The following is a 25,131-nucleotide window of genomic DNA, read 5'->3' as shown; positions in this document are numbered from 1 at the left end:
ACATCCGCATCGAGCACAAGCTGTAGGATGGGTGAAGGCGCGTGGCGCCGTAACCCATCATCGTGTCATACCGGGCGATGATGGGTTGCGCTTCGCTCCACCCATCCTACGACTCTGCAACTGCTATTCCTTGTTGCCCACCACCTTGGCCGGGTCGTTCGACGCCGGGGCATCGCCCGCGGGCCTGTCGGCCTTCGGAGCCTGGGCCGGCTGCTCCGGCTTGGGCGCGGACTGCTGCTCCGGCTTGGCTGCGGGCTGTTCCGGTTTCGGGACCGGTTGTTCCGCCTTCGCTGCAGCAGGCTGTTCCGGCTTCGGGGCGGGCTTGTCCTGGGCGACGGGCGGGGCTGCGGTGTCACTGCCGGAGCCTTCACCCCGGGCGGGCTTGTCGGCCTTTTCCGCCGGCGGCCGCTCCTGGGATGACTTCATCTCCACGACCTGACCGCCGCCGCCCTGACCCTGATTCTGGCCGCCGGCATCCTGCCTGGACTGATCGTCGCCGCCCTTGCCGCCAGCAGCCGGGGCTGATGCGCGGTTGTCCTTGTCCTCGGACTGGCCGTCGCCCTGGGCCTGCTGCTGGCCGCTCTCACCACGCTGGCGGTTGCTGCTCGAACGGCGTCGACCGCTGCCGCCGCGCCGGCCGCGCCGGCCGCCACGACTGCCGCGGGACTCCCGGGCCTGGCCCGACTCGGCACCGCCCTCGGCCTGGGGTTTGGCCTCGCTTTTGGCTTCGGGCTTCGCTTCCGGCTTGGCTTCGGCCCGCGGTTCTTCGCTCCTGGGCTTGCCCTTGCTCTTGTCCTGGGCCGGCTTCTCGCCGCCGGCTTCCTGCGGCTGGCGTTTGGGCTTGTTACGCCCACCGCCACTGCGGCCGCCGGCGCTTCGGCTGCGACCGCCGCCGTTGCGGCCGCCGCGGCTGTCCTGACGTCCCTTGCCGCCGTCACCGGCGCCCTTGCGCGGTTTCTCCTGCGCCTCGGTCTCCTCGGCGGGTTCCGGGGTGCCGAACAGGTTCGACCACAACCGCTTGAGCAGACCGGGCTGACCACCGCCGGCCGCCGGGCGGGCCGGGGCCTCAGCAGCGGGCGGCGGCACCGGGGAGGAGGGCACCAGCATCTTCACGGCCGGCTCTTCCGCCCGGCGGGTCACGGTCTCGCCGCCGGTCTCGGCAACTTCCAGGCTTTCTTCCGGGATCAATTCGAAGCTGGACACGGCCTGCTCGCCCTTGACCTCGTCGGTGCGCACGCGTCGGACCTCGTAGTTCGGCGTCTCCAGCGACGGGGTGGGGATGAGCATGACGTTGACCTTGTAGCGCTGCTCGATCTCGTACAGCGACTTGCGCTTCTCGTTGAGCAGGAAGGTCGCCACCTCGACCGGCACCAGCGCCACCACGCGCGCGGTCTTCTCCTTCATGGCGTTTTCCTCGACGATGCGCAGCACCGACAGGGCCAGGGATTCCACCCCGCGCACCGTGCCGTGGCCGTTGCAGCGCGGGCAGACGATCTGGCTGGACTCGCCCAGCGAGGGCCGCAGGCGCTGGCGCGACATCTCCAGCAGGCCGAAGCGCGAGATGCGTCCGACCTGGACCCGGGCGCGGTCCATCTTCAGCGCTTCCTTGAGGCGGTTCTCCACCTCGCGCTGATGCTTGGCCGCGGACATGTCGATGAAGTCGATGACGATCAGCCCGCCCAGGTCGCGGATGCGCAGCTGGCGGGCGACCTCGTCGGCCGCCTCCAGGTTGGTGTTGAGCGCGGTCTCCTCGATGTCGCTGCCCTTGGTGGCGCGCGCCGAGTTGATGTCGATGGACAGCAGCGCCTCGGTGTGGTCGATGACGATGGAGCCGCCCGAGGGCAGGGTGACGTCACGCTGGAAGGCCGACTCGATCTGGCTCTCGATCTGGTAGCGCGAGAACAGCGGCACCGGATCGTCGTAGCGCTTGAGCTTGTGCAGGTTGTGCGGCATGACGAGTTCCATGAACTCGCGCGCCCGCTGAAACACCTGGGCGTCGTCGATCATGATCTCGCCGATGTCCGAGCGCAGGTAGTCGCGCAGGGCCCGGATGATGACGTTGCTCTCCTGATAGATCAGGAACGGGGCCTGGCCCTCGTTGGCGGCGCCCTCGATCGCACTCCAGAGCTGGAGCAGGTAGTCCAGGTCCCACTGCAACTCCTCGGTGGAGCGGCCCACGCCGGCGGTGCGCACGATCAGGCCCATGCCGTCGGGGATGTTCAGCTCGGACATGATGTCGCGCACCTGGCTGCGGTCGTCGCCCTCGATGCGGCGCGACACGCCCCCGGCGCGCGGGTTGTTCGGCATCAGTACCAGGTAGCGCCCGGCCAGGCTGATGAAGGTGGTCAGCGCCGCACCCTTCTGGCCGCGCTCCTCCTTCTCCACCTGCACCACCAGCTCCTGACCTTCCCTGACCGCATCCTTGATGCTGGGGCGGCCGTCGCCGGACAGGGCTTGTTCGGAGAAGTAGCTGCGGGCGATTTCCTTGAGCGGCAGAAAGCCGTGGCGGTCGGCGCCGTAATCGACGAAGGCCGCTTCCAGACTGGGCTCTACACGGGTGATCTTACCCTTGTAGATATTGGATTTTTTCTGCTCGCGGGAGGGGACCTCGATGTCGAGATCGTAGAGTTTCTGGCCATCGACCATGGCCACGCGCAACTCTTCGGGCTGAGTTGCATTGACTAGCATTCTTTTCATAGGTCTGTTCTCGCCGTTGCTCGACCCGTTTCAGGTCCGACCGCGCGGCGCGGCGCACAGGTGCCGCCGTCCAGGTGCGGTCCAGCAGCGGCTGCAGCCAGGGAGTCAGGCCCAGCAGCACCAGCAGTGCTGCCCGGGTCCGGTCCGTGAGGCCGGTCGTGCTTGACATGAAACAGGGAACAATCAAATTCATTGTGAAATAAAACCGTATTGCTCGTATCAACGACCGGGAGATACAACGGCGGGCGGCCAGACTTGACCGCAGGGGCTGTATCGCCCGGGGTGGCGTTGCGGCATGCGTGCGACCTGTTTGCTGTTGACAACTTGTCGGCGCGTGCTGCGCAGTCGCCTGCAAATCCGGTCCGCCGTGACGTGATGTCGCCGGCCAACCGGGCAAATCGACCTCCCAACTATATCAACGGCTTCCCCTCAAATCAATTGGTTAGCGTAAATATTTCCATTCTGCACGGGTGCCCGCGGCTGCTATGATAGCCGCCCATGAATACCGGCAAATCACAGGTTCAGGTGCGGGAAATCGGCCCCGAGGAGGCCGGTCAGCGCATCGATAACTATCTGCTGCGCATACTGAAAGGCGTACCGAAGAGTCGCATCTACCGGCTGCTGCGCAAGGGCGAGGTCCGGGTCAACAAAGGCCGGATCCGCGCGGATTACCGGCTGGCGGCGGGAGACCGGGTCCGGATTCCGCCCGTGAGCACGGCGGCGGAGAAGCCCGGTCCCGGACCCGCCCCCGGCCGGCTGCTGACCGACCGCATCCTCTATGAGGATGATCGCCTGCTGGTCGTGGACAAGCCCGCCGGCATGGCGGTGCACGGCGGCAGCGGTCTGAGCTTCGGCGTGATCGAGGCCCTGCGCGGCAGCCGGCCGGAGGCGAAGTTCCTGGAACTGGTGCACCGGCTGGACCGCGAGACCTCCGGCTGCCTGATCCTGGCCAAGCGCCGCAGCGCTCTGCGGGCCCTGCACGAACAGCTGCGCGAGAACCGCATGGACAAGCGCTACTTCGCCCTGCTCCGGGGGCGGCTGGCGGCAGGACGCCAGCGGGTGGAGGCGCCGCTGCGCCGCAACCAGCTGCGCGGCGGCGAGCGCATGGTCCAGGTCGCGGAGGACGGCAAGCCGGCACGCACCGATTTCACTCTGGTGGAGGCCTGGCCCGGCGCCAGCCTGGTCGAGGCGGTACTGCACACCGGCCGCACCCATCAGATCCGGGTGCATGCCGCCCACCTCGGCCATCCCCTGGCCGGCGACGACAAGTACGGAGATCCGGACTTCAACCGGGTACTGAAGGCGCGCGGCCTGAACCGGCTGTTCCTGCACGCCCACTTCATCGCCTTCGACCACCCGGCCACGGGCGAGCGGGTTCAGGTCAGTGCGCCGCTGGACGCTGACCTGCGCGGGGTATTGGAAAGGCTGCACAGCGACCCCATTGAACAGAGCCCCGACGGGAACCGCGGGACAGCCTGACGCGCATTTGTCATGCGATCCGGGTAGAATGCGCGCCCCGGGAAGGAATCAGATATCTGATCCGCATTTTCATAATTAATAATCTGCTTTATAAAAACATCGCAAGCACAGGGAATCATGGATAATTGTCTTAATGAGCTGAAGCTCCTGGTATTCGACTGGGATGGGACCCTGATGGATTCCGAGGCCCAGATCGTCAGCTGCATGCAGGCTGCCGCCGCCGACCTCGCGCTGCCGGAACGCCGTCCGGAGGAAATCCGCGACATCATCGGTCTGGGCCTGAAGGAGGCCGTGACCCGCCTCTACCCCGATGATGGCGAGACCCTGGTGGAGGCGCTGTCCGACCGCTATCGCCAGCACTGGCTGGGCCAGCTCGAGACCAGCACCCTGTTCCCGGGCGTGGTCGAGACCCTGCAGCTGCTCAAGGAGGAGGGCTTCCTGCTGGCGGTGGCCACCGGCAAGGGCCGCGCCGGGCTGGACCGGTCCCTGGCCATGACCGGCCTGGACACGGTTTTTCACACCACCCGCTGTGCCGACGAGACCCGCTCCAAACCGCATCCGCAGATGCTGCATGAAATCATGCAGGAACTCGGGGCCACCAGCGTACAGACCGCCATGATCGGCGACACCGAGTACGACCTGGCCATGGCCCGCAATGCCAAAGCCCATCCGGTTGCGGTATCGTACGGGGTACATGAATGGGAACGGCTGCAGCGCCATGCCCCGGTGGTGTGCCTGGAACAGTTCACCGATATCAACGACTGGCTGGCCGAACTGCGGCAGCAACCGCCGCCCCTGACCGCCAACCAGACGGCATAGGACAGGGCAGATGAGCGACGACAACTGGGTGGAACCGCCGGGCGGCGATAAGTCTGAACGGAATCAGCCGTCGCGGGAGCGCGGCCCGGATGCGAACTGGGAGCGCGACCTGCTCAACCGTCTGGCCTTCGCCTCGCTCACCGAGCAGCGCCGCGCCCGACGCTGGGGCATCCTGTTCAAGATCCTGATCTTCGTCTATCTGTTCGGCCTGCTGTTCCTGGCCCGCACCGATCAGTGGGATGCCACCAGCGTCACCCAGCACCAGCACACAGCCCTGGTGGATCTGAGCGGCGTGATCGCCGCCGGCAGCCCGGCCAATGCCGACACCCTGGCCCGGGGGCTGCGCCGGGCCTTCGAGGCCAGGAAGTCGGCCGGCGTGATCCTGCGCATCAACAGCCCCGGCGGCAGCCCGGTGCAGGCGGCCTACATCAACAACGAGATCGCCCGGCTGCGCGAGCAGTACCCGGACAAGCCCATCTATGCCGTGGTGAGCGACATCTGCGCCTCCGGCGGCTATTACGTCGCCGCCGCCACCGACAAGATCTTCGTCAACGAATCCAGCATCATCGGCTCCATCGGCGTGCGCATGGACAGCTTCGGCTTCGTCGATGCCATCGACAAGCTGGGCATCGAACGCCGCCTGCTCACCGCCGGCGAGAACAAGGCCTTCCTCGATCCCTTCCTGCCCGCGCGCGAGGCGGACGTCGAGCACGTCGAGGCCCTGCTCGACGAGGTCCATCAGCAGTTCATCGATACCGTCAGGAAAGGCCGCGGTGATCGCCTGGTGAATGATCCGGCCATCTTCTCCGGCCTGATCTGGACCGGCGCCCGCGGCGTCGAACTCGGACTGGCCGACGGCTTCGGCAGCGCCGGCCAGGTGGCGCGCGACGTGATCGGCGCCGAGGAGATCATCGACTACACCCCGCGCCCGGACTTCTTCGAGCGCTTCGCCCGCCAGATCGGCGCCTCCCTCGGCCAGTCCCTGGGCACCACACTCGGGCTGGACGGGGCACGGCTGGAATAGCAACGCCGTCCCGACCCATCCCCGAACCGCGCTTACCCAGACCCTCCACGTCGTTCCCGCGCAGGCGGGAACCCGGTGTCAGGCGAAATCGCCGAACACTGGATTCCCGCCTGCGCGGGGATGACGCAACAATATTTGCGGCTGGCCGAAGCATCAAACCGCAAAGGCGCCGAAGGCTGGGAATTTCCCTTTCGTCATCCCGGCGCAGGCCGGACAAAAGCGCGCAGCGCGTTGAACGCCCGGAGGGCGGCCCGAAGGGCGAGCGCAGCGAGTAATCCAGAAACCACTGCAGTAACGCAGGTCGGGTTGCGTTTCAGAGCGGATGCCCCAGCAGGCCGAGCACGCCGACCGCGATCAGATAGATCGCCACGACTATGTTCAGCAGGCGCGGCTGGACCAGAATCAGGATGCCCGCCACCAGGGCGATGAGCGGCGCGAGTTCGATATGCAGGGTCATGCGTACCTCCTTGGCTCGAATATTCGGTGAAGCAGGCCGGGGCAATCTGAAAGGCCTAACCCGACCTGCGTTACAGATTAACCCCGTCATTGCCACGCTTCGCTCGCAATGACGGATATCTTTATCAAGGCAACCCCACTCCTTCCTCCGCCAGCATATCCACCAGCCGGATCAACGGCAGCCCGACCAGGGCATTGGGATCATCGCCCTGCATGCGCCGGAACAGGGTGACGCCAAGCGCCTCGGAACGAAAACTGCCGGCGCAGTTGTAGGGCTGCTCCTGTTCCAGATAACGCTCGATCTGTTCAGCGCTGAGATCGCGGAATTCGACGGAGTAGGGCACGACGTCGAGCTGAACGCGGTCCGATTCACTGTTATACAGACACAGCCCGGTAAGAAAGGTCACCTCGCGGCCGGACAGACGCGACAGCTGTTCGCGGGCGCGTTCATGGCTGCCCGGCTTGCCGAGGATTTCCTCGTCGACCACGGCGACCTGGTCCGAGCCGATGATCAGCGCCTGCGGCCAGACTGCGGCCACGGCGCGGGCCTTGGCCTCGGACAGCCGGGCGACCAGGTCGCGCGGCGACTCGCCGGGGCGGGCGGATTCATCGATGTCCGGGCTGTGACACTCGAAGGGCAGGCCCAGCCTGGCCAGCAGTTCGCGGCGAAACGGCGAGCTGGAGCCGAGCACCAGCGTGTGTTCAGGGGATGCAGGGTTCGACATCAGGCAGGCTCGATTTCCAGCAGGGTTTCATCGGGATTGACGCGGTCGCCCTTGGCGATGTGGATAACACTCACCTTACCGGCGATGGGGGCCTGGATCTCGGTTTCCATCTTCATGGCCTCGGCCACCAGCAGCGGATCGCCGGCATTGACGGCGGCACCGACCTCGACCAGCACGTCGATCACGGTGCCCGGCATGGAAGTGGTGACATGGCCGGGCTGGGTGGCGCGGGGCCGGTTGCTGCCCCTGGGCTGTTTCGGCCGCGGGGCACCGCCCTCGTCGTATTCCAGTTCCTCCAGCGATTCCAGCAGGATCTCCTCGGGCACGCCGTCCACGCTGAGATAGAAGGGGCGCTTCTCCTGGCTCTTGTGGCCGGCGCCGGTCACCCGGATATGGTAGGTCTCGCCGTGCAGGGTGACGTTGAATTCGGTTGGCCGGCCCATATCACCGTTGCCCGGGGGCGGCTCCAGCGGTTCGGGGACAAGGGTTCCGTTGTTGCGATGCTCCAGGAACTCACGGCCGATCTCGGGGAACATGGCATAGGTCAGGACGTCCTCTTCCGACTGCGCCAGTTCGCCGATCTCCCCGCGCAGGTTGTCCATCTCGGGAGTCAGCAGGTCGGCCGGACGCACATCGATCACGTCCTCATTGCCGATGGCCTGCTGACGCAGCATGGCGTTTACCTCGCCGGGCGCGCGGCCGTAGCGCCCCTGCAGATACAGCTTCACCTCGTTGGTGATGCTCTTGTAGCGCGCGCCGGTGAGCACGTTCATCACCGCCTGGGTGCCCACGATCTGCGAAGTCGGGGTGACCAGCGGCGGGTAGCCCAGGTCCTCGCGCACCCGCGGGATCTCGGCAAGGACCTCGTTCATCCGCCCCAGTTCGCCCTGTTCGCGCAGCTGGCTGTAGAGGTTGGAGATCATGCCGCCCGGCACCTGGTAGATCTGCACCCGGGTGTCCAGACCGGTGAAATCGCTCTCGAACTGGTGGTACTTCTTTCTCACCTCACGAAAATAGAAGCCGATTTCCTGCAGGGCGTTGAGATCCAGCCCGGTGTCGTACTCGGTGCCGGCGAACGCGGCAACCATGCTCTCGGTGGGCGGATGGCTGGCCCCGCCGGCGAACGCGGAGATGGCGGTGTCGATGTGCTCGCAGCCGTTCTCCACCGCCTTGAGTTGGCACATCTCGGCCACGCCGGCAGTGGCGTGCATGTGCAGGTGCAGCGGGATATCCACGGCCTGTTCGAGACGGCGCACCAGTTCGCCGGCGACCATCGGGGTGAGCAGGCCGGCCATGTCCTTGATGGCGATGCTGTCGCAGCCCAGCTGTTCGAGCTCGCGCGCCATCGCCGTGAAGGTCTCGATGCCGTGCACCGGGCTGGTGGTGTAGGAGATCGTTCCCTGGGCATGTTTGCCGGTGGCCTTCACCGCGCGGATGGCGGTTTCCAGGTTGCGGGTGTCGTTGAGTGCGTCGAAGATGCGGAACACGTCGATGCCGCCCGCGGCGGCGCGCTCGACGAAGGCCGTGACCACGTCGTCCGAATAGTGGCGGTAGCCGAGCAGGTTCTGCCCGCGCAGCAGCATCTGCAACCGCGCCTTGGGCAGGGCCTCGCGCAGCTGGCGCAGGCGCGCCCAGGGATCCTCCTTGAGATAGCGCAGACAGGCATCGAAGGTGGCTCCGCCCCAGACCTCCAGCGACCAGTAGCCGGCCGCATCCAGCTGTGGGCAGATGGGCAGCATGTCCGCGGTACGCATGCGCGTGGCGATCAGCGACTGGTGGCCGTCGCGCAGCACGAGTTCGGTGATGTGGGTCCTGGGCATATTCTGCGTGGTCCTGTTGCTCGTGCCGGGGAATGGGTGCAAGCGCCCGCAGGGCTGTTTCCCGGAACCCGGGGCATGCCTGTTCCCGGGCCGGTCGTCCGAGCGGACGGTCGTCTGTGATATTTGTTTCCCGGAATCTTACTGAAACGGCTACGGCTTCTCCACCGCCGAATGCTCGAGGCGCTGGTTCAGCCCCCGACGCCCGGGATATCCGGAATCGGAGCGGTTGTAGGCAGGGACGCAGGGATGCGGGCGATGGCAGAGGTATCTGGCCCCTGCCATCGCCAGTTCACGCGGTGGTTCACAAAGTCCGCAGGAAGGCGGTGAGCGCCTTCTTCTCATCACCGGTGAGCTGCACACCCGTGACCAGATTGAAGAATTCCACCGTATCCTCCAGGGTCATCAGTCTCCCGTCATGCAGATAAGGGGGGGAATCCTTGATGCCGCGCAGGGTGAAGCTCTTGATCGGCCCTTCGGCAGTGATCCACTGACCATTGATCAGCTTCGCGTCATAAAAGCGCTCGACCTTCAGGTCATGCATTTTGTTGTCGAGATAGAAGGGCGGTTGGTGGCATTCCACACAGCGCGCCTTGCCATGGAACAACTGTTCGCCCTTGATCTCGAGATCCGTCGCCTTGGACTTATCCAGTCGCCCGAAGACGTCGAGCTTCGGAGCCGGCGGGAAGTCGAACAGGTTCTGCATCTGCGCCATCAACGCCACCTGGCTGCTGCGATCGGGCAGATTCACGCCCTTCTTGGCCCCGATCACATGATCGCCGTCAAAATAGGCGGTGCGCTGCTCGAATTCGGTGAAGTCCTCTATCGAACGCAGGGAGCGTTTCGATCCATGGATCTGCTGGTTGAACATGCCGCGCAGACTGACGGTGTCGATGCGGAAGCGGGCGGTCTGCGGGCGGGTATCCGGATTCAGGTGAAAGGTGGCATTGGTGTGGCCGTTGGCATGGCAGTCCAGGCAGGACACGCCCAGACTGGGACGCTTGACCTTGCGGTCCTCGGTCTGGTTGAACTGCTGCTGGGGAAAGGGGGTCAGCAGCAGCCGCAGGCCTTCCATCTGCACCGGAGTGAGGATACCGTGCATGATCTCGTAATAGTTGTCGATGGACAGCAGCTTGCCCTGCGACACATCACCCAATTCCGGCCGCGTGGTGAGAAAGATCGGCGGCGGGAACTCGGGGGTGAGATGATCGGGCAGATCGAAGCGGGTGTCGAAGCGCTCCAGGTTGCGATCTTCCAGTTCGCGGATGCGTTCGATCTGGGCATCGGGAAACACCATGCCGCCGGTTTCGTGCTTGGAATGCGGCAAAGGCAGGAAACCCTTGGGGAACAGCCCCTTCTCGCGGATCTCCGCCGGCGACATGGCGGCGAGATCCTCCCAACTCACCCCCTCGGGGAGCTTGACCCGCGCCCCCTCCTGGACCGGCTTGCGCCCGCCCGACATCATCACATCGGAGGGACGGTCGCTCAAATCATAACGGCGCTCCAGAAGCTTGTTATGCCGCTCTTCATACTTCGGGCGCGCGTCGACGTCGGCTTTCATCATCGCCTCGAAACCTTTGTCGGGAACGACCGGCATATAGGTCTCGGCGATCGGGTCCACGCCCTCGGCAAGCCCCATTTTCTCATGTGGTTCATACCCGGCCCATGCCGGGGCGAGGGTCAGGCTCGCCAGCGCCGCAGCGTAGCCGAACCGACCCATGAATCGCTCCAGTCTCATGATGCACCTCCCTTTGATGGTTGGATGGAACCGCCAATGGTTCCCCGCATCTTAATCCGTTCCAGCGGAATAAAACTGCATGGGTAAGAATAGATAGTGGAGGGGGAGGTGCAAGCTCAGGAGGGAGAAACCGGACAGATGCCTTCGGGTTTCAGCAACCAGGACGGATGCTGTATCACTTCTGTTACAGGACAGTGGCCACAGGCGCGGCGGCAGGATACCGCCTGGTCGGATTCCCTGGCTTGGCAGCAGGCCGCCAACTCGTTGCAGTGACGTTGCCTGAATTCAGAAACCGGCGTGCGCGGCCACGGCCGCGGCGATCACGGCCGCCATTTCGCGGGTGGGACGGTGGACGCTGTAGCGGGTCAGTTCGGGGTGGGCCTCGACGAAGCCGGTGTCGAAGCGTCCGGCGCGGAATTCGGGGGTGCGCAGGATCTCGAGGAAATAGGGGATGGTGGTCTTGACCCCGTAGACCCCGATGTCGTGCAGCGCGCGTTCGGCCCGGTTCAGCAGCCCCTCCCAGTCCCTGGCCCAGACTGTCAGCTTGGCGCACATGGAATCGTAATAGGGCGGGATGTGGTAGCCGGTGTAGATGGCGGCATCCGTACGCACCCCCGGGCCGCCCGGGGCGAAGTAACGGGTGATGCGGCCGAAGCTGGGCAGGAAGTCGTTCTGCGGGTCCTCGGCGTTGATACGGAATTCCATGGCATAGCCGCGGCGCTGGATATCGGCCTGGCCATAGCGCAGCGGCAGACCGGCGGCAACGCGGATCTGCTCCTGCACGATGTCCACCCCGGTGATCTCCTCGGTTACCGTGTGTTCGACCTGCAGCCGGGTGTTCATTTCCATGAAGTAGAAGTTGTCCTCGCCCTCCATCAGGAATTCCACCGTGCCGGCGTTCTGGTAGCCCACCGCGCGGGCCGCCTTCACGGCATACTCGCCGATGCGCTCGCGCTGGGACGGGGTGAGTTGGGGCGAAGGGGCGATCTCGATCAGTTTCTGGTGCCGGCGCTGGATGGAGCAGTCGCGCTCGAACAGGTGGATGACGTTGCCCTGGCCGTCGGCCAGGATCTGCACCTCGATGTGGCGCGGATTCACCACGCACTTCTCCAGAAACACGTCGGCGCTGCCGAAGGCCTTCTGCGCCTCGGACAGCACCCGGTCGTAGTTGCGCCTGAGGGCTTCGGGGCTGTCGCAGCGGCGGATGCCGCGGCCGCCGCCGCCGGAGGTGGCCTTGAGCATCACCGGGTAACCGATCTCGCCGGCCAGTTCCAGGGCGGCCTCCAGACTGTCCAGATTGCCCTCGCTGCCGGGGACCACCGGCACCCCGGCGGCCTGCATGCTGCGCCGCGCCTCGGTCTTGTCGCCCATGCGCCGGATCACGCCGGCGTCCGGGCCGATGAAGCGGATGCCGCGCCGGGCGCAGATCTCGGCCAGTTCGGCGTTTTCCGACAGGAAGCCGTAACCGGGATGCAGGGCGTCGCAGCCGCTGGCGTGGGCAAGGTTCACGATCCGGTGGGCGTTCAGATAGCCGGCCACGGAGTCGGGGCCGATGTTGTAGGCCTCGTCGGCCTTCTTTACATGCAGGGCATGGCGGTCGGCGTCGGTGAAGATGGCGGCCGAGCGGATGCCCAGTTCCCGGCAGGCGCGCACGATGCGCACCGCGATCTCTCCCCGGTTGGCGATGAGTACCTTTTTTATCACGTTGATTTCGCGGGGTCTGTCCTGTGAGTGGAGCTGAACCCGGCATCGGCCGGGCACTGTGTCAGCGACTTCTACGGAAAAGCCCCGGGGCTGTCAATGCCAGAGGCCGCTGCGAAACCGTGTTTCAGTTCGCCTTTTTTGTTTTGACACAGGCGCTTGGAGCCATTATGATGCGCCGCTTATGCAACCGCGCCTGCCGGACTGGATCGACCCGGCGGCCCTGATTCGCCAGGGTCGTATTCTCGAAGGGACGCTGCCCGTAGCGCGTTTCGCGCGGCTGGCCGATCAGTTGCATGACAGCGACGGCGAGATCAGGGTGGAATTGCACTTCGGCCGCTTCGATGCCGGTGTCGAGGGCATCAAGGGGCGTATCACGGGTGAGTTGCACCTGACCTGTCAGCGCTGCCTGGGGCGGATGGACTTTCCGGTGGAGCAGGAGATCAGGCTCGGCCTGGTCGAATCGGAGGCCATGATCGAGCGTCTGCCCGAGGGCTTCGAGCCCCTGCTGGCGACGGAAGACAGGCTGGCCCTGACCGAACTCATCGAGGATGAACTGCTGCTGGCGGTGGCCGATTTTCCCAAGCATGCGGAATCGGAATGCCGGACGCAGGCGACTGATCAGGATTCCGCGGAGCGGGAGATCGCTGACACGGAACATGGCGACAACCCCTTCGCCGCATTGACGGATTTGAAGAAACACTAGGCACTTATTGCAGGAGCGACACCATGGCTGTCCAACAGAATCGCAAGACCCCCTCCAAGCGCGGCATGCGCCGTTCCCATGACGCCCTGAAGGGCAAGGCCCTGTCGATCGAGCCGACCACGGGCGAGACGCATCTGCGTCATCACATCAGCCCCGACGGCTACTATCGCGGCCGCAAGGTCATCGATCGCGACCTCGACTGAAACCGATCGGCCCGACCCCGCGGCGCGCGGCAGCCGGTCGGCTCGCGCGCCGCGCGCGTTTCTGCACCCGGGCCGGGACCCAGCAACGGACAACGACACGCGTGACGGATAGGGTAGTCATCTCGCTGGATGCCATGGGAGGCGACATCGGCCCCGGGGCCGTGGTGCCTGCAGCAGTCCAGGCGCTGTCGTCCAGTCCCGCGCTGGAACTCATCCTGGTCGGCGATCAGACCGTCCTCGAGACCCATCTCCAGGCCCATCGCCAGTTGCTGGAATCCGGCCGGCTGCGCCTCCACCACGCCAGCGAGGTGGTGGGCATGGACGAGTTGCCCTCGCGGGCGCTGCGTTTCAAGAAGGATTCGTCCATGCGCGTGGCCATCAACCTGGTCAAGGACGGCACCGCCCAGGCCGCGGTCAGCGCCGGCAACACCGGCGCGCTCATGGCCACGGCGCGTTACCTGCTCAAGACCCTGCCGGGCATCGACCGGCCCGCCATCCTCACTGCCATTCCCTCGATCCAGGGCCGCACCCTGATGCTGGACCTGGGCGCCAATGTCGACTGCACCGCCGAACACCTGTTCCAGTTCGCCGTCATGGGTTCGGTGCTCGCCCATGCCGTGGAGGGCATCGAGGCGCCGCGCGTCGGCCTGCTCAATATCGGCGAGGAGGAGATCAAGGGCAACGACCAGGTCAAGGAAGCCGCGCGCCTGCTGCATGACAGCTCGCTCAACTACATCGGCTTCGTCGAGGGCGATGCCGTCTATACCGGCGATGTGGATGTAGTGGTCTGCGACGGCTTCATCGGCAATGTGGCGCTCAAGACCAGCGAGGGCGTGGCGAAGATGATCGCCCAGTTCATGCGCGAGGAGTTCAAACGCAATCCGCTGACCCGGCTGGCCGGGCTGGTCGCGCTGCCGGTGCTGCGCGCCTTCCGGCGCCGGGTCGATCCGCGCAACTACAACGGCGCCAGCCTGCTGGGCCTGCGCGGCATTGTGATCAAGAGCCATGGCAGCGCCGATGCCCAGGCCTTTGCCCACGCCATCGAGGTGGCGGTCAAGGAGGTCGACAAGGCGGTCCCCGACCGCATCGACCATCAACTGGAAGCCCAATTGACTGAAAGGCAGGCGGTGTGACCTACGCACGCATCACAGGCACCGGCAGCTATCTGCCCGAGAAGGTGCTGACCAATCACGACCTGGAGCAGATGGTCGAGACCAACGACCAGTGGATCCGGGAACGCACCGGCATCGAGAAGCGTCACATCGCCGCCGACAACCAGACCACCTGCGATCTGGCCGAGCAGGCCGCCCGCCGGGCACTGGAAGCCGCCGGACGCAGCACCGACGACATCGATCTCATCATCGTCGCCACCACCACGCCGGACCGGGTCTTTCCCAGCACCGCCTGCCTGGTGCAGCAGCGCCTGGACATCCACGGCTGCGCGGCCTTCGACGTCCAGGCCGTTTGCACCGGCTTCGTCTACGCCCTGGGCGTGGCCGACAAGTTCATCCGCACCGGGGCGGCGAAATGCGCCCTGGTGATCGGTGCCGAGACGCTGTCACGCATCATCGACTGGACCGACCGCAGCACCTGCGTGCTGTTCGGCGACGGCGCCGGGGCGGTGATCCTCGAGGCGAGCGAAGCGCCGGGGATCCTGTCCACGCATCTGCACGCCGACGGCAACTATGAGAGCCTGCTGACGGTCAACGTGGGCGTCTCCACCCACTTCGATGCCGTGGCAAAGGGCGAGGCCTACATCCATATGAAGGGCAACGAGGTGTTCCGCATGGCCGTGAACACCCTCGGTCGCATCGTCGACGAGACGCTGGAAGCGAATCGGATGACCCAGGCCGACGTCGACTGGCTGATCCCGCACCAGGCCAACATCCGCATCATCAACGCCACCGCGCGCAAACTGAACATGCCGCCGGAACGCGTGGTGGTGACGGTCGACCAGCACGGCAACACCTCGGCCGCCTCGGTGCCGATGGCGCTGGACGTGGCCGTGCGCGACGGCCGCATCCAGCGCGGCGAAACGCTGCTGATGGAGGCCTTCGGCGGCGGCTTCACCTGGGGTTCGGCGCTGCTGAAATTTTGAATTGTGAACCACGTAGGTCGGGTCAGCCCGTAAGAACGTAACCCGACGACACTCCGGCCGTATTCGTTGGGTTACGGGCTATCGCGCCTGACCCAACCTACAGCTTGTAGGTCGGGTTGGCCCGAAGGGCGTAACCCGACAGACACCAGGCATTGAAGTAAATGGATAACGCATGACTGACTTCGATTACACACTGGCCTACGTCTTCCCCGGCCAGGGCTCGCAGAGCGTGGGCATGCTGGCCGAACTGGCCGCCACCCATCCCGTGGTGGGAGAGACCTTCGCCGAGGCCTCCGATGTGCTCGGCTATGACCTGTGGCAGCTCAGCCAGGACGGCCCGGCGGAGCAGCTCAACCAGACCGACCGGACCCAGCCGGCCATGCTCGCCGCCGGGGTGGCGGTGTGGCGGGTGCTGGCGCAGGCCACCGACAAGCGCCCGGCCATGCTCGCCGGCCACAGCCTGGGCGAATACAGCGCCCTGGTGTGCGCCGGGGTGCTGGAATTTGCCGCCGCGGTGAAACTGGTCGAGAGCCGTGCCCGGTTCATGCAGGAGGCCGTGCCGGCCGGAGCGGGCGCCATGGCGGCCATCCTCGGCCTGGATGACGATGCCGTGCGCGAGGTCTGCCGGCAGGCCGCCGAGGGTGAGGTGGTCGAACCGGTCAATTTCAACGCCCCCGGCCAGGTGGTCATTGCCGGTGGCGCGGCCGCCGTCGAGCGGGCCGTGACCCAGGCCAAGGCGGCCGGGGCCAGGCGCGCCGTGCCGCTGCCGGTCAGCGTGCCCTCGCACTGCAGCCTGATGCAGCCGGCGGCCGAGGCCCTGTCCGCCGAACTGGCCCGCACCGACCTGCGCCCGCCCAGCATCGACGTCATCCATAACGTCGATGTGCACGCCCACAGCGATGTCAATGAGATCCGCGAACTGCTCGCGCGCCAGCTGCACAACCCGGTACGCTGGGTCGAGACCGTCCTGCACATGCAGGCCGAAGGCGTGACCCGGCTGATCGAATGCGGGCCCGGCAAGGTACTGGCCGGACTGAACAAGCGCATCGCGAAGGAAATGACGGCGCTGCCGGTGTACGATCCGACCAGCCTGGAAGCGGCGCTGGAACAGATCTGAGGTATGGCCACGCAAGCATGCAATCCTGTTGTAGGTCGGGTTAGCCCGAAGGGCGTAACCCGACGTATCCGCCGTGAGTGTCGGGTTACGCTGCGCTAACCCGACCTACGGCTTGGGGTGGTCATCACAGCTTTTGAATGCAATGCAGGAACAAGGTGATTTGACATGAGTCTGGACAAACACATCGCCCTGGTCACCGGCGCCAGCCGCGGCATCGGCCAGGCCATCGCCCTGACCCTGGGCCGGCGCGGCGCCACCGTGATCGGCACCGCCACCAGCGAGGGCGGCGCCGATGCCATCAGCCAGACCTTCTCCGCAGAGAACATCGAGGGCGCCGGCCGGGTGCTGGACGTCACCGACGCCGGCGGCGTGGATGCCCTGGTCAAGTCCATCGGAGACGAGTTCGGCACCCCCACCATTCTGGTCAACAACGCCGGCATCACCCGCGACAACCTGCTCATGCGCATGAAGCCGGAGGAGTGGGATGCGGTCATCGACGCCAATCTCAATTCCGTCTTCCGCCTGTCCCGGGCCTGCCTGCGCGGCATGATGAAGGCCCGGCAGGGCCGGATCATCAACATCGCCTCGGTGGTCGGTGTGAGCGGCAACCCGGGCCAGGCCAACTATGCCGCGGCCAAGGCCGGCATGATCGGTTTTGCCAAGTCCCTGGCCCGCGAGGTCGGTTCACGCGGCATCACCGTCAATACGGTGGCGCCCGGCTTCATCGACACCGACATGACCCGGGCCCTGCCCGAGGACCAGCGCCAGGCACTGCTGAGCAACATCCCGCTGGCCCGGCTCGGCGCGGTGGAAGACATTGCCAATGCCGTCGCATTTCTCGCCTCCGACGAAGCCGGCTACATCACGGGCGAGACACTGCATGTCAACGGCGGCATGTACATGGCCTGACCGTTTTTATAGAAAGTTTTTGTATTACGCTGTTATCTGGAAAGTTGTATCTTGAACCGGCAGGGCGCTGCGGCGAGGGTCCGCGGGCTGTTCAGACGGGATTTCCGCTGGATTAGCCCCAGGCTTTTCACTACAATACCGCCCGCAGTTTGCTGCCTGAAGTCTCGGAGGAAAGATTCACATGAGCAATATTGAAGAACGGGTTAAGAAGATTGTTGTCGAACAGCTGGGTGTGAAGGAAGATGAAGTCACCACGGGTGCTTCCTTCGTAGACGATCTGGGCGCAGATTCCCTGGATACCGTCGAACTGGTGATGGCCCTGGAAGAGGAATTCGAATGCGAAATCCCCGACGAGGAAGCCGAGAAGATCACCACCGTGCAGCAGGCGATCGACTACATCAACGCCAACCTGGGCTGAGCGCTCAGGCTGCAATTCAGCGCCGCTGCCACCCTGGTGGCTGCGGCCTTTTAGTATTTGCGAATCCCGAAACCCCGCAGGGAATACCCGGAGGCTGAATCCGGCCGAAGGACCATCGGGGTAGACCGATCCCATCTCCAAGAGGCGCTATCTTGTCACGTCGTCGCGTAGTCATCACCGGCCTGGGTGCCATCGCACCCGTCGGCCTGTCCGTGGATGAGGCCTGGGCCAGCATCAAGGCAGGGCAGGGCGGTATCCGCCCCATCACCAGCTTCGACACCTCGGCCTTCTCGGTGCGCTTCGGCGGAACGGTCGAGGGCTTCGAGATCACGGACTACCTGCCGTCCAAGGAAGCCCGCAAGATGGATCCCTTCATCCATTACGGCATGGCGGCAGGCATCCAGGCGATCCGCGACGCCGGTCTGGACGGTGCCTCCGACGAGGAGGGCCGCTTCGGCGTGGCCATCGGCTCGGGCATCGGCGGCCTGTGCACCATCGAGAAGAATCACGCCCTGCTGCTGGAGAGCGGTCCGCGCAAGATCTCGCCCTTTTTCGTACCCAGCAGCATCATCAACATGATTTCGGGCAACCTGTCCATCCTGCACGGCTTCCGCGGCCCCAACATCGCCATGGTCACCGCCTGCACCACCGGCACCCACAACATCGGCCAGGCTGCGCGCTATATCCAGTACGGCGAGGCCGATGTGATGGTCGCCGGCGGTGCCGAGATGGCGAGCACCCCGCTGGGGCTGGGCGGGTTTGCCGCCGCCCGCGCCCTGTCCACCCGCAATGACGATCCGGCCACGGCCAGCCGCCCCTGGGACAAGGACCGCGACGGCTTCGTACTGGGCGACGGCGCCGGGGTGCTGGTACTGGAGGAGCTCGAGCATGCCCGCAGCCGCGGGGCGAAGATCTACGCCGAGCTGATCGGCTACGGCATGAGCGGCGACGCCCATCACATGACCCAACCCGCCGAGGGCGGGGAGGGTGCCGTACGCTGCATGCGCGCCGCGCTCAAGGATGCCGGCATCGAGCCCGCCGCCATCGACTACATCAACGCCCACGGCACCTCCACCCCGGCCGGCGACAAGGCCGAGACCGACGCCATCAAGACCACCTTCGGCGAGCATGCCCACCGACTGGCCGTCAGCTCCACCAAGTCCATGACCGGGCACCTGCTGGGCGCGGCCGGGGGTGTTGAAGCGGTGTTCACCGCGCTGTCGCTGCGCGACCAGATCGCACCGCCCACCATCAACTACAGCACGCCGGATCCGGAGTGCGATCTCGACTATGTACCCAACACCGCGCGCGCGATGCAGATCGATATCGCCCTGTCCAATTCCTTCGGATTCGGCGGAACCAACGGCACCATCGTGATGCGCCGCTTCACCGACTGAGAGTCGGGTCCGCGGGCCGGACGCCATGACGGTTGCGCAATCGCTTTCTTCCGCCACGCTGCCCGCCGGCTTCGACCTGCTGGCGCTGCACGAGGCCTTTCCCGAGCGTTATCCCTTCCTGCTGGAAAGCGCCCTCAGCGGCACGCAGGGGCGCTATGACATCCTGTTCGCCTTTCCGGGCGAGACCCTGACGCTGCAGGCCCCGGGGCAATTGCAGGGCCCGGCCGCCGAATCCGCCAGCGGCTTTCTCCCGGCACTGGATGCCTGGTGGCGGGAAGCGGGCGGCCGCGACGACACGGCCGGTCTGCCCTTCAACGGCGGCTGGTTCCTGTTGCTGGGCTACGAACTGGCCCAGGAGGTCGAGCCGGTACTGCAACTCAGCCGAGCGCCGCACATGCCCTTCATCGCCACCGCCGTGCGCTGCCCGGCGGCGGTGATCGCCGACCGGCGCGACGGCAGCCTCCAGCTGGTAAGCGAATCCGATCCCGGCCTGGTACGGGTGATGCGCGAGGATATCGAACAGGCCGCCGCCCGCCCGCCGCCGGCCGCCGTGCCGCTGACGCTGTCGGGACAGACCGAGGAGGCCCCGCAGCATTATCTCGATGCGGTGGAACGCACTCTCGGCTACATTCGTGACGGCGATGTATTCCAGGTCAACCTGTCGCGTCTGTGGACCGCGGAGCTCGGCCAGCCGGTCACCCCCGCCGCACTCTACCGACGTCTGCGCGACCGCAATCCCGGCCCCTTCAACGGCCTGGCGGTATTCCCCGACTACGCCGTGATCAGCTCCTCGCCGGAACGTCTGGTGGAGGTGCGCGGCCGCCGGGTGAGCACGCGGCCCATCGCCGGCACCCGGCCGCGCGGACAGGGGGAGCAGGACCGTGAACTGTCGGACGAGTTGCTCGGCCACCCCAAGGAACGTGCCGAGCACATCATGCTCATCGATCTGGAACGCAATGACCTGGGGCGGGTCTGCCGGCCCGGCAGCATCGAGGTCGACGAGTTGATGCAGCTGGAGTCCTATGCCCATGTGCATCATATCGTCTCCAACATCCAGGGCGAGCTGCGCCCGGAGATCACGCCGGGCGAGGTGATCCGGGCGGTCTATCCCGGCGGCACCATCACCGGCTGTCCCAAGGTGCGCTGCATGCAGATCATCGCCGAACTCGAGGCCGGGGGGCGCGGCGCCTATACCGGCGCCATGGGTTATCTGAACCGCAATGGCGACATGGACCTGAACATCCTCATCCGTACCATCGAGCAGCGGGACCGCAGGCTGTATTGGCGCGCCGGCGCCGGCATCGTCTCGGATTCCAGGCCACAGCAGGAACTGGAGGAAACCCGCGCCAAGGCCCGCGGCCTGGTGCTGGCGCTGGAAAACACGCCCGAGGACGCGGCATGAGCGGAATCGAGTCGGCCTGGATCAACGGCGAGGCGCAGACGCGGATCGATGTACATGACCGCGGACTGCAGTTCGGCGACGGCCTGTTCGAAACCCTGGCCGTCATCGATGGCCGCATCATGCACTGGGAACGCCACCGGGCACGGCTCATGCGCGGCTGCCAGCGTCTGGGACTGCCCGAACCGCCCCGGGAACAACTCGAGCGGGAGCTGCAGACGGCCGCCGCCGACCAGCCGCGGGCGGTGCTGAAACTGCTGTACACCTGCGGTTGTTCGCTGCGCGGCTATGCCCGCCCGGACGACATCCGAGCGCAGCGTGTCCTGCTGCGCTCGGCCTGGCCGGCGGGGCTGGAAAGGCACAGTCCCGCCGGCCTGCGTATAATCTGGTGCCGGCACCGGCTGGCCAGCCAGCCGCGGCTCGCCGGCATCAAGCATCTCAACCGGCTGGACCAGGTCCTCGCCCGCGCCGAGTGGCAGGACCCGGAGATCAACGAGGGCCTGTTGCGTGACCAGGACGGTCACGTCATCGAGGGTGTTGCCAGCAATCTGTTCCTGGTACGCAACGGCGTGCTCCACACCCCACGGCTGGACAACTGCGGCGTGGCGGGCGTGATGCGCGAGCATCTGATGGCAAGCGCGCGCGCGGCAGGCATCGAAGTAATGGAAAGCTGTATGGACGAGAATGACGTGACCGGCGCGGATGAACTGTTCCTGTGCAACAGCCTGATGGGAATGCGCCCGGTCGCCCGGCTTGCCGGGCAGCGTTATGAAACCGGCCCCGTAACCCGGCGCCTGCTGTCGCTGATGAATCCGGAATCTGCATAACACGCATGGCTGTCAACGCGGGAAAATCCGTTCTCCATCGGCCGCTGGTGCTGATGCTGCTGACGCTCGCGATCGCCGTCGCCGGGGCAATCGGCTGGCTGTATCTGGACTACCAGCGGTTCCTGCGCACGCCGCTGGCACTGGACAGCGAGGGCCGGAACCTGGAGGTCAGGCCGGGCCAGAGCCTGTCCGGCCTGGCCTGGCAGCTGCACGAGGAGGGCCTGCTGGCGCATCCGCGTTATCTCGCCCTGCTGGGACGGATCAGCGGCGAGGCCGGGCGCATCCAGGCCGGGGAGTTCCATATCCCCGCCGGGGCCACACCGGGCCAGCTGCTGCAGATACTCACCAGCGGGCGGGTGGTGCAGTATCCGGTTACCCTGATCGCGGGCTGGACCATCCAGCAGCTGCGTGCCCACCTGGCCGAGCAGCCGTTTCTCGACCACACCCTGGATGGCGTTGATGATGCCGAACTGATGCAGCGCCTGGAGCGGCCCGGACAGCACCCCGAGGGCTGGTTTCTGCCCGACACCTACCATTTCCCGCGCGGTACCCGTGATATTGTAGTCCTGCGCCGCGCCCTCCAGGCCATGGAGCGGCACCTGGAGCAGAATTGGGAGCGCCGTCGTCCGGACCTGCCGCTGGATTCGCCCTACGAGGCATTGATTCTGGCCTCGATCGTGGAAAAGGAAACCGGTATCCCCGAGGAACGGGCCCGCATCGCCGGCGTTTTCGTCCGACGGCTGGAGCGGGGCATGCGGCTGCAGACCGACCCCACGGTGATCTACGGCATGGGCGATGCCTTCGACGGCAACATCCGGCGCCGTGATCTGCGCACCGACACCCCGTACAATACCTATACCCGCGGGGGGCTGCCGCCCACACCCATCGCCCTGCCCAGTGCCGAGGCGGTCACGGCCGTGATGCACCCGGCCGCAGGCGAGGCCTTGTATTTTGTTTCCCGCGGCGATGGCAGTCATGTCTTTTCCGCCACGTTGCAAGAACACAACCGGGCGGTACGCCGCTATCAGCTGAACCGTCCCTGAGCGCCGCCCGAGCTTCAGAGTTGATTGAGAGCATGCAGACCATACTGATCAAGTTGTGCCTGATGTTGTGCCTGGCGACTCCCGCCGGCGTGCTGCGCGCCGAATCCGCTGCAACCGGAGGTGAGGCGGCAACCGAAGCGGCCCCGGTCGACGAAACGAACGGCATTGAGCAGGAGGCACTCGACCCCTACGTCATCACGCCGCAACAGAAGGCGCGCCTGGATGCCGAGCGCGAATCCGGCCGCCGTCACGCCGACCCCGATGCCGCGGCGGCACGGGATGCGGCACCCGCGCAGACGGACACGGCGCCGGCCGCGGAATCCAGGGGTGAATCGGCACAGCCCGCTGTCCGCCCCGAACTGCACCCGCTGATCCGTTCCTTCCTCGAATCGCGCTACGGCCAGGAGCACTGCAGCGCGCCCAGCTACTGCGAGAACCTGGTCGAACTGCAATGCGTGAAGGACGGTGATGGTCCCATCTACTACTACAACAACGACAACGGCAGGCTGCTGATGACCTGCGGGCGTGCCTGCCTCGATCCCGACCCCTACGACGAGCGCGACTGCAAGAAGTGTCCTTATATCCCCTGGGTGGATTGCCAGGAACGGGCCTGGCGCGAGGAGCAGGAGCGGTTGCGCCGCGCCCGGGAGGAGGAAATCGCGCAGCTCGAAGCCGAGGCGAGCGAACGACAGGCGCGCGAGACGGAAATCCTCAAACAGATCGATGCCATCGAACAGGACTGCAATGCGCGCATTCGGGAACTGCAGCGCGAACTCGACTCACTGCAATGAGCGCCAGGGGATAAACCATGAGCGATGAACACACCGTTACCATTACCGATAACCGCACCGGAAAGTCCGTCGAGCTGCCGGTGAGCAAGGGCACCCACGGTGCACAGGTTTTCAGCCTCCAGGGCCTGCACGAAGGCCTGGGCATGTTCACCTATGACCCCGGCTATGCCGCCACGGCCAGCTGCCGCAGCAGCATCACCTACATCGACGGCGACGAGGGTACCCTGTTGTACCGCGGCTATCCCATCGAGCAGCTGGCCGAACACAGCGATTACCTTGAGGTCTGCTACTTGCTGCTCTACGGCGAGCTGCCGCAGCCGGCCGAGATGAATAAATTCCGTGAGATCATCAACCGCCACAGCATGGTCAACGAGGGCCTGCTGCGCTTCTATGACGGTTTCCGCTACGACGCCCATCCCATGGCCATCATGGTCGGAGTGGTTGGGGCGCTGTCGGCCTTCTATCACGACTCCACCGACGTGACCGACCCCTACCACCGCGAAATCTCCGCGCATCGGATGATCGCCAAGATGCCCACCCTGGCCGCGGCCAGCTACAAACACTCGGTCGGCCAGCCGATCATCTATCCGGACAACAGCCTGGGCTATGTCGACAACTTCCTGCGCATGATGTTCGCCGTGCCCTCCGAGCCCTACGAGGTCAATCCCGTGGCCTCGCGTGCGCTGGACCTGATGATGATCCTGCACGCCGATCACGAGCAGAACGCCAGTGCCTCCACCGTGCGCCTGGCCAGCAGTTCCGGCGCCAACCCCTTCGCAAGTGTGGCCGCCGGCATCGCCTCGCTGTGGGGACCGGCCCATGGCGGCGCCAACGAGGCGGTGGTGCAGATGCTGGAGTCGATCGAGTCGGTGAAGCAGGTCCCCGAACTGGTGGCCCGGGCCAAGGACAAATCCGACAGCTTCCGGCTGATGGGCTTCGGCCACCGCATCTACAAGCAGTATGACCCTCGCGCCAAGATCATCCGCCAGTCCTGCCATGACCTGCTGAATGAGCTGGGCTCGACCCGCGACCAGCCGCTGTTCGAGATCGCCCTGGAACTGGAGCGGATCGCGCTGGAGGACGATTACTTCAAGGAACGCAACCTCTATCCCAATGTCGATTTCTATTCCGGCATCATCCTGCGCGCCCTGGGCATCCCGCTCAGCATGTTCACCGTGATGTTCGTGATGTCACGCACCGTGGGCTGGATCGCCCAATGGATGGAGATGATGGACGATCCGGAACAGCGCATCGGCCGGCCGCGCCAACTCTATGTGGGGCATTCCCGGCGCGATTACACCCCCATCGACCAACGCGGGGATTGAATCGACCGGGCGGGGAACTTGATGCGAATCAAGGTGACAGGACGGTAGGCGGGGCTAATCTCTGGCTCACACTCAGAGACTACCGGAGATCTCCGCATGAACCTGCGTCGCTGGCTGCGGCCCTTTCTGCACCTCAACATCCTGGCCGGGCTGCTGGCCTTCGCCGGGCTGGCCCTGTACCAGGCCCTCGGCGGCATGGCCGGCGCCACTCCCCTGAACCTGGCGGTAACGGCCCTGTTCTACAGCTACCTGTTCTGGCTGGCCGAGATCTTCAGCCGTCCCGCGACGGCAACCGACGGGCGCCGTTCAGGTTCTGTTTAACCTGGCCCTGCTAGGCTCACTGGAACTCGGGCAGAAATTAATTTCATCCATGGATAAAATCGTTGTATCAATAAGTTATCTTTGAAACCCGGCCTATTCGGAGTATATTTGACGGATTCGC

23 protein-coding genes are annotated in these 25,131 nt (G+C 65.5%); 17 read left to right on the top strand and 6 right to left on the bottom strand.

The features are described from left to right. Positions 1-123 precede the first annotated feature (123 nt). On the bottom strand, positions 124-2,697 hold the full coding sequence (gene rne, locus COW1_RS04180) for a ribonuclease E (RefSeq protein WP_201345519.1): 2,574 nt from the start codon (positions 2,695-2,697) through the stop codon (positions 124-126). 498 nt (positions 2,698-3,195) lie between these two features. On the opposite strand from rne, the gene rluC reads away from it, so the two are divergent. The 3 genes from rluC to COW1_RS04165 all read left to right on the top strand — a co-directional run bounded on the left by rluC (position 3,196) and on the right by COW1_RS04165 (position 6,019). Continuing rightward, entirely contained in the window at positions 3,196-4,176 is a 981-nt protein-coding gene (gene rluC / locus COW1_RS04175; RefSeq protein WP_096366327.1) for a 23S rRNA pseudouridine(955/2504/2580) synthase RluC, read from the top strand. 117 nt (positions 4,177-4,293) lie between these two features. After that, complete coding sequence (locus COW1_RS04170) at positions 4,294-4,995, top strand: HAD-IA family hydrolase (RefSeq protein ID WP_096366328.1); 702 nt, start codon at positions 4,294-4,296, stop codon at positions 4,993-4,995. A gap of 10 nt (positions 4,996-5,005) precedes the next feature. Then, positions 5,006-6,019 (top strand): S49 family peptidase, encoded by a 1,014-nt coding sequence (locus COW1_RS04165; RefSeq protein ID WP_096366329.1) that lies wholly within the window; start codon positions 5,006-5,008, stop codon positions 6,017-6,019. Positions 6,020-6,332: 313 nt separating this feature from the next. Here COW1_RS04165 and COW1_RS04160 read toward each other — a convergent pair whose 3' ends face one another. The 5 genes from COW1_RS04160 to COW1_RS04140 all read right to left on the bottom strand — a co-directional run bounded on the left by COW1_RS04160 (position 6,333) and on the right by COW1_RS04140 (position 12,459). Beyond that, positions 6,333-6,476, bottom strand: a complete 144-nt coding sequence (locus COW1_RS04160) for a DUF3096 domain-containing protein (protein WP_096366330.1) — start codon at positions 6,474-6,476, stop codon at positions 6,333-6,335. 124 nt (positions 6,477-6,600) lie between these two features. Continuing rightward, positions 6,601-7,200 carry a nucleoside triphosphate pyrophosphatase gene (locus COW1_RS04155; RefSeq protein ID WP_201345518.1) on the bottom strand — a complete coding sequence of 200 codons (600 nt, stop codon included), beginning with the start codon at positions 7,198-7,200 and terminating at the stop codon, positions 6,601-6,603. After that, positions 7,200-9,020, bottom strand: coding sequence for a sodium-extruding oxaloacetate decarboxylase subunit alpha (gene oadA / locus COW1_RS04150; protein ID WP_201345517.1), 1,821 nt, complete (start codon positions 9,018-9,020; stop codon positions 7,200-7,202). Before oadA ends, COW1_RS04155 begins: the two co-directional genes overlap by 1 nt. A gap of 301 nt (positions 9,021-9,321) precedes the next feature. Then, complete coding sequence (locus COW1_RS04145) at positions 9,322-10,755, bottom strand: cytochrome B6 (protein ID WP_201345516.1); 1,434 nt, start codon at positions 10,753-10,755, stop codon at positions 9,322-9,324. 285 nt (positions 10,756-11,040) lie between these two features. After that, positions 11,041-12,459, bottom strand: coding sequence for an acetyl-CoA carboxylase biotin carboxylase subunit (locus COW1_RS04140; protein WP_201345515.1), 1,419 nt, complete (start codon positions 12,457-12,459; stop codon positions 11,041-11,043). Between the two features lie 181 nt (positions 12,460-12,640). Here COW1_RS04140 and COW1_RS04135 point away from each other — a divergent pair, with 181 nt between their 5' ends. The 14 genes from COW1_RS04135 (at position 12,641) to COW1_RS04070 (ending at position 25,010) form a co-directional block, all read left to right on the top strand. After that, entirely contained in the window at positions 12,641-13,162 is a 522-nt protein-coding gene (locus COW1_RS04135) for a DUF177 domain-containing protein (protein ID WP_096366334.1), read from the top strand. Positions 13,163-13,185: 23 nt separating this feature from the next. Continuing rightward, positions 13,186-13,365: a 50S ribosomal protein L32 gene (gene rpmF, locus COW1_RS04130; protein WP_096366335.1), complete on the top strand. Its 180-nt coding sequence runs from the start codon at positions 13,186-13,188 to the stop codon at positions 13,363-13,365. 101 nt (positions 13,366-13,466) lie between these two features. Continuing rightward, positions 13,467-14,498 carry a phosphate acyltransferase PlsX gene (plsX, locus tag COW1_RS04125; protein WP_096366336.1) on the top strand — a complete coding sequence of 344 codons (1,032 nt, stop codon included), beginning with the start codon at positions 13,467-13,469 and terminating at the stop codon, positions 14,496-14,498. Beyond that, positions 14,495-15,463, top strand: a complete 969-nt coding sequence (locus tag COW1_RS04120; protein ID WP_096366337.1) for a beta-ketoacyl-ACP synthase III — start codon at positions 14,495-14,497, stop codon at positions 15,461-15,463. Before plsX ends, COW1_RS04120 begins: the two co-directional genes overlap by 4 nt. A gap of 172 nt (positions 15,464-15,635) precedes the next feature. Continuing rightward, positions 15,636-16,580: an ACP S-malonyltransferase gene (fabD, locus tag COW1_RS04115; protein ID WP_201345514.1), complete on the top strand. Its 945-nt coding sequence runs from the start codon at positions 15,636-15,638 to the stop codon at positions 16,578-16,580. Between the two features lie 165 nt (positions 16,581-16,745). After that, positions 16,746-17,489, top strand: coding sequence for a 3-oxoacyl-ACP reductase FabG (gene fabG / locus COW1_RS04110; protein ID WP_201345513.1), 744 nt, complete (start codon positions 16,746-16,748; stop codon positions 17,487-17,489). 181 nt (positions 17,490-17,670) lie between these two features. Further along, positions 17,671-17,907 (top strand): acyl carrier protein, encoded by a 237-nt coding sequence (acpP, locus tag COW1_RS04105; RefSeq protein ID WP_096366340.1) that lies wholly within the window; start codon positions 17,671-17,673, stop codon positions 17,905-17,907. Positions 17,908-18,059: 152 nt separating this feature from the next. Then, a complete protein-coding gene (gene fabF, locus COW1_RS04100; RefSeq protein ID WP_096366341.1) occupies positions 18,060-19,304 on the top strand; it encodes a beta-ketoacyl-ACP synthase II in 1,245 nt (414 codons plus the stop codon). Between the two features lie 25 nt (positions 19,305-19,329). Further along, positions 19,330-20,706 carry an aminodeoxychorismate synthase component I gene (locus COW1_RS04095; protein ID WP_096366342.1) on the top strand — a complete coding sequence of 459 codons (1,377 nt, stop codon included), beginning with the start codon at positions 19,330-19,332 and terminating at the stop codon, positions 20,704-20,706. Beyond that, positions 20,703-21,530: an aminodeoxychorismate lyase gene (gene pabC, locus COW1_RS04090; RefSeq protein WP_096366343.1), complete on the top strand. Its 828-nt coding sequence runs from the start codon at positions 20,703-20,705 to the stop codon at positions 21,528-21,530. The genes COW1_RS04095 and pabC overlap by 4 nt, the downstream gene beginning before the upstream one ends. A 5-nt stretch (positions 21,531-21,535) precedes the next feature. Further along, positions 21,536-22,573 (top strand): endolytic transglycosylase MltG, encoded by a 1,038-nt coding sequence (mltG, locus tag COW1_RS04085; RefSeq protein ID WP_242466489.1) that lies wholly within the window; start codon positions 21,536-21,538, stop codon positions 22,571-22,573. 32 nt (positions 22,574-22,605) lie between these two features. Beyond that, positions 22,606-23,364, top strand: coding sequence for a hypothetical protein (locus COW1_RS04080; protein ID WP_201345512.1), 759 nt, complete (start codon positions 22,606-22,608; stop codon positions 23,362-23,364). A gap of 17 nt (positions 23,365-23,381) precedes the next feature. Beyond that, positions 23,382-24,689, top strand: a complete 1,308-nt coding sequence (locus COW1_RS04075; protein ID WP_201345511.1) for a citrate synthase — start codon at positions 23,382-23,384, stop codon at positions 24,687-24,689. A gap of 96 nt (positions 24,690-24,785) precedes the next feature. Then, positions 24,786-25,010, top strand: coding sequence for a hypothetical protein (locus COW1_RS04070; protein WP_201345510.1), 225 nt, complete (start codon positions 24,786-24,788; stop codon positions 25,008-25,010). Positions 25,011-25,131: the final 121 nt, after the last annotated feature.

It is taken from the genome of Thiohalobacter sp. COW1 (genome assembly GCF_016629505.1).
GTDB classification, from domain to species: Bacteria; Pseudomonadota; Gammaproteobacteria; order Thiohalobacterales; family Thiohalobacteraceae; genus Thiohalobacter; species Thiohalobacter thiocyanaticus_A.
The sequence above is the reverse complement of the archived record's forward strand: the minus strand, read 5'-3'. Positions and strand labels throughout refer to the sequence as shown.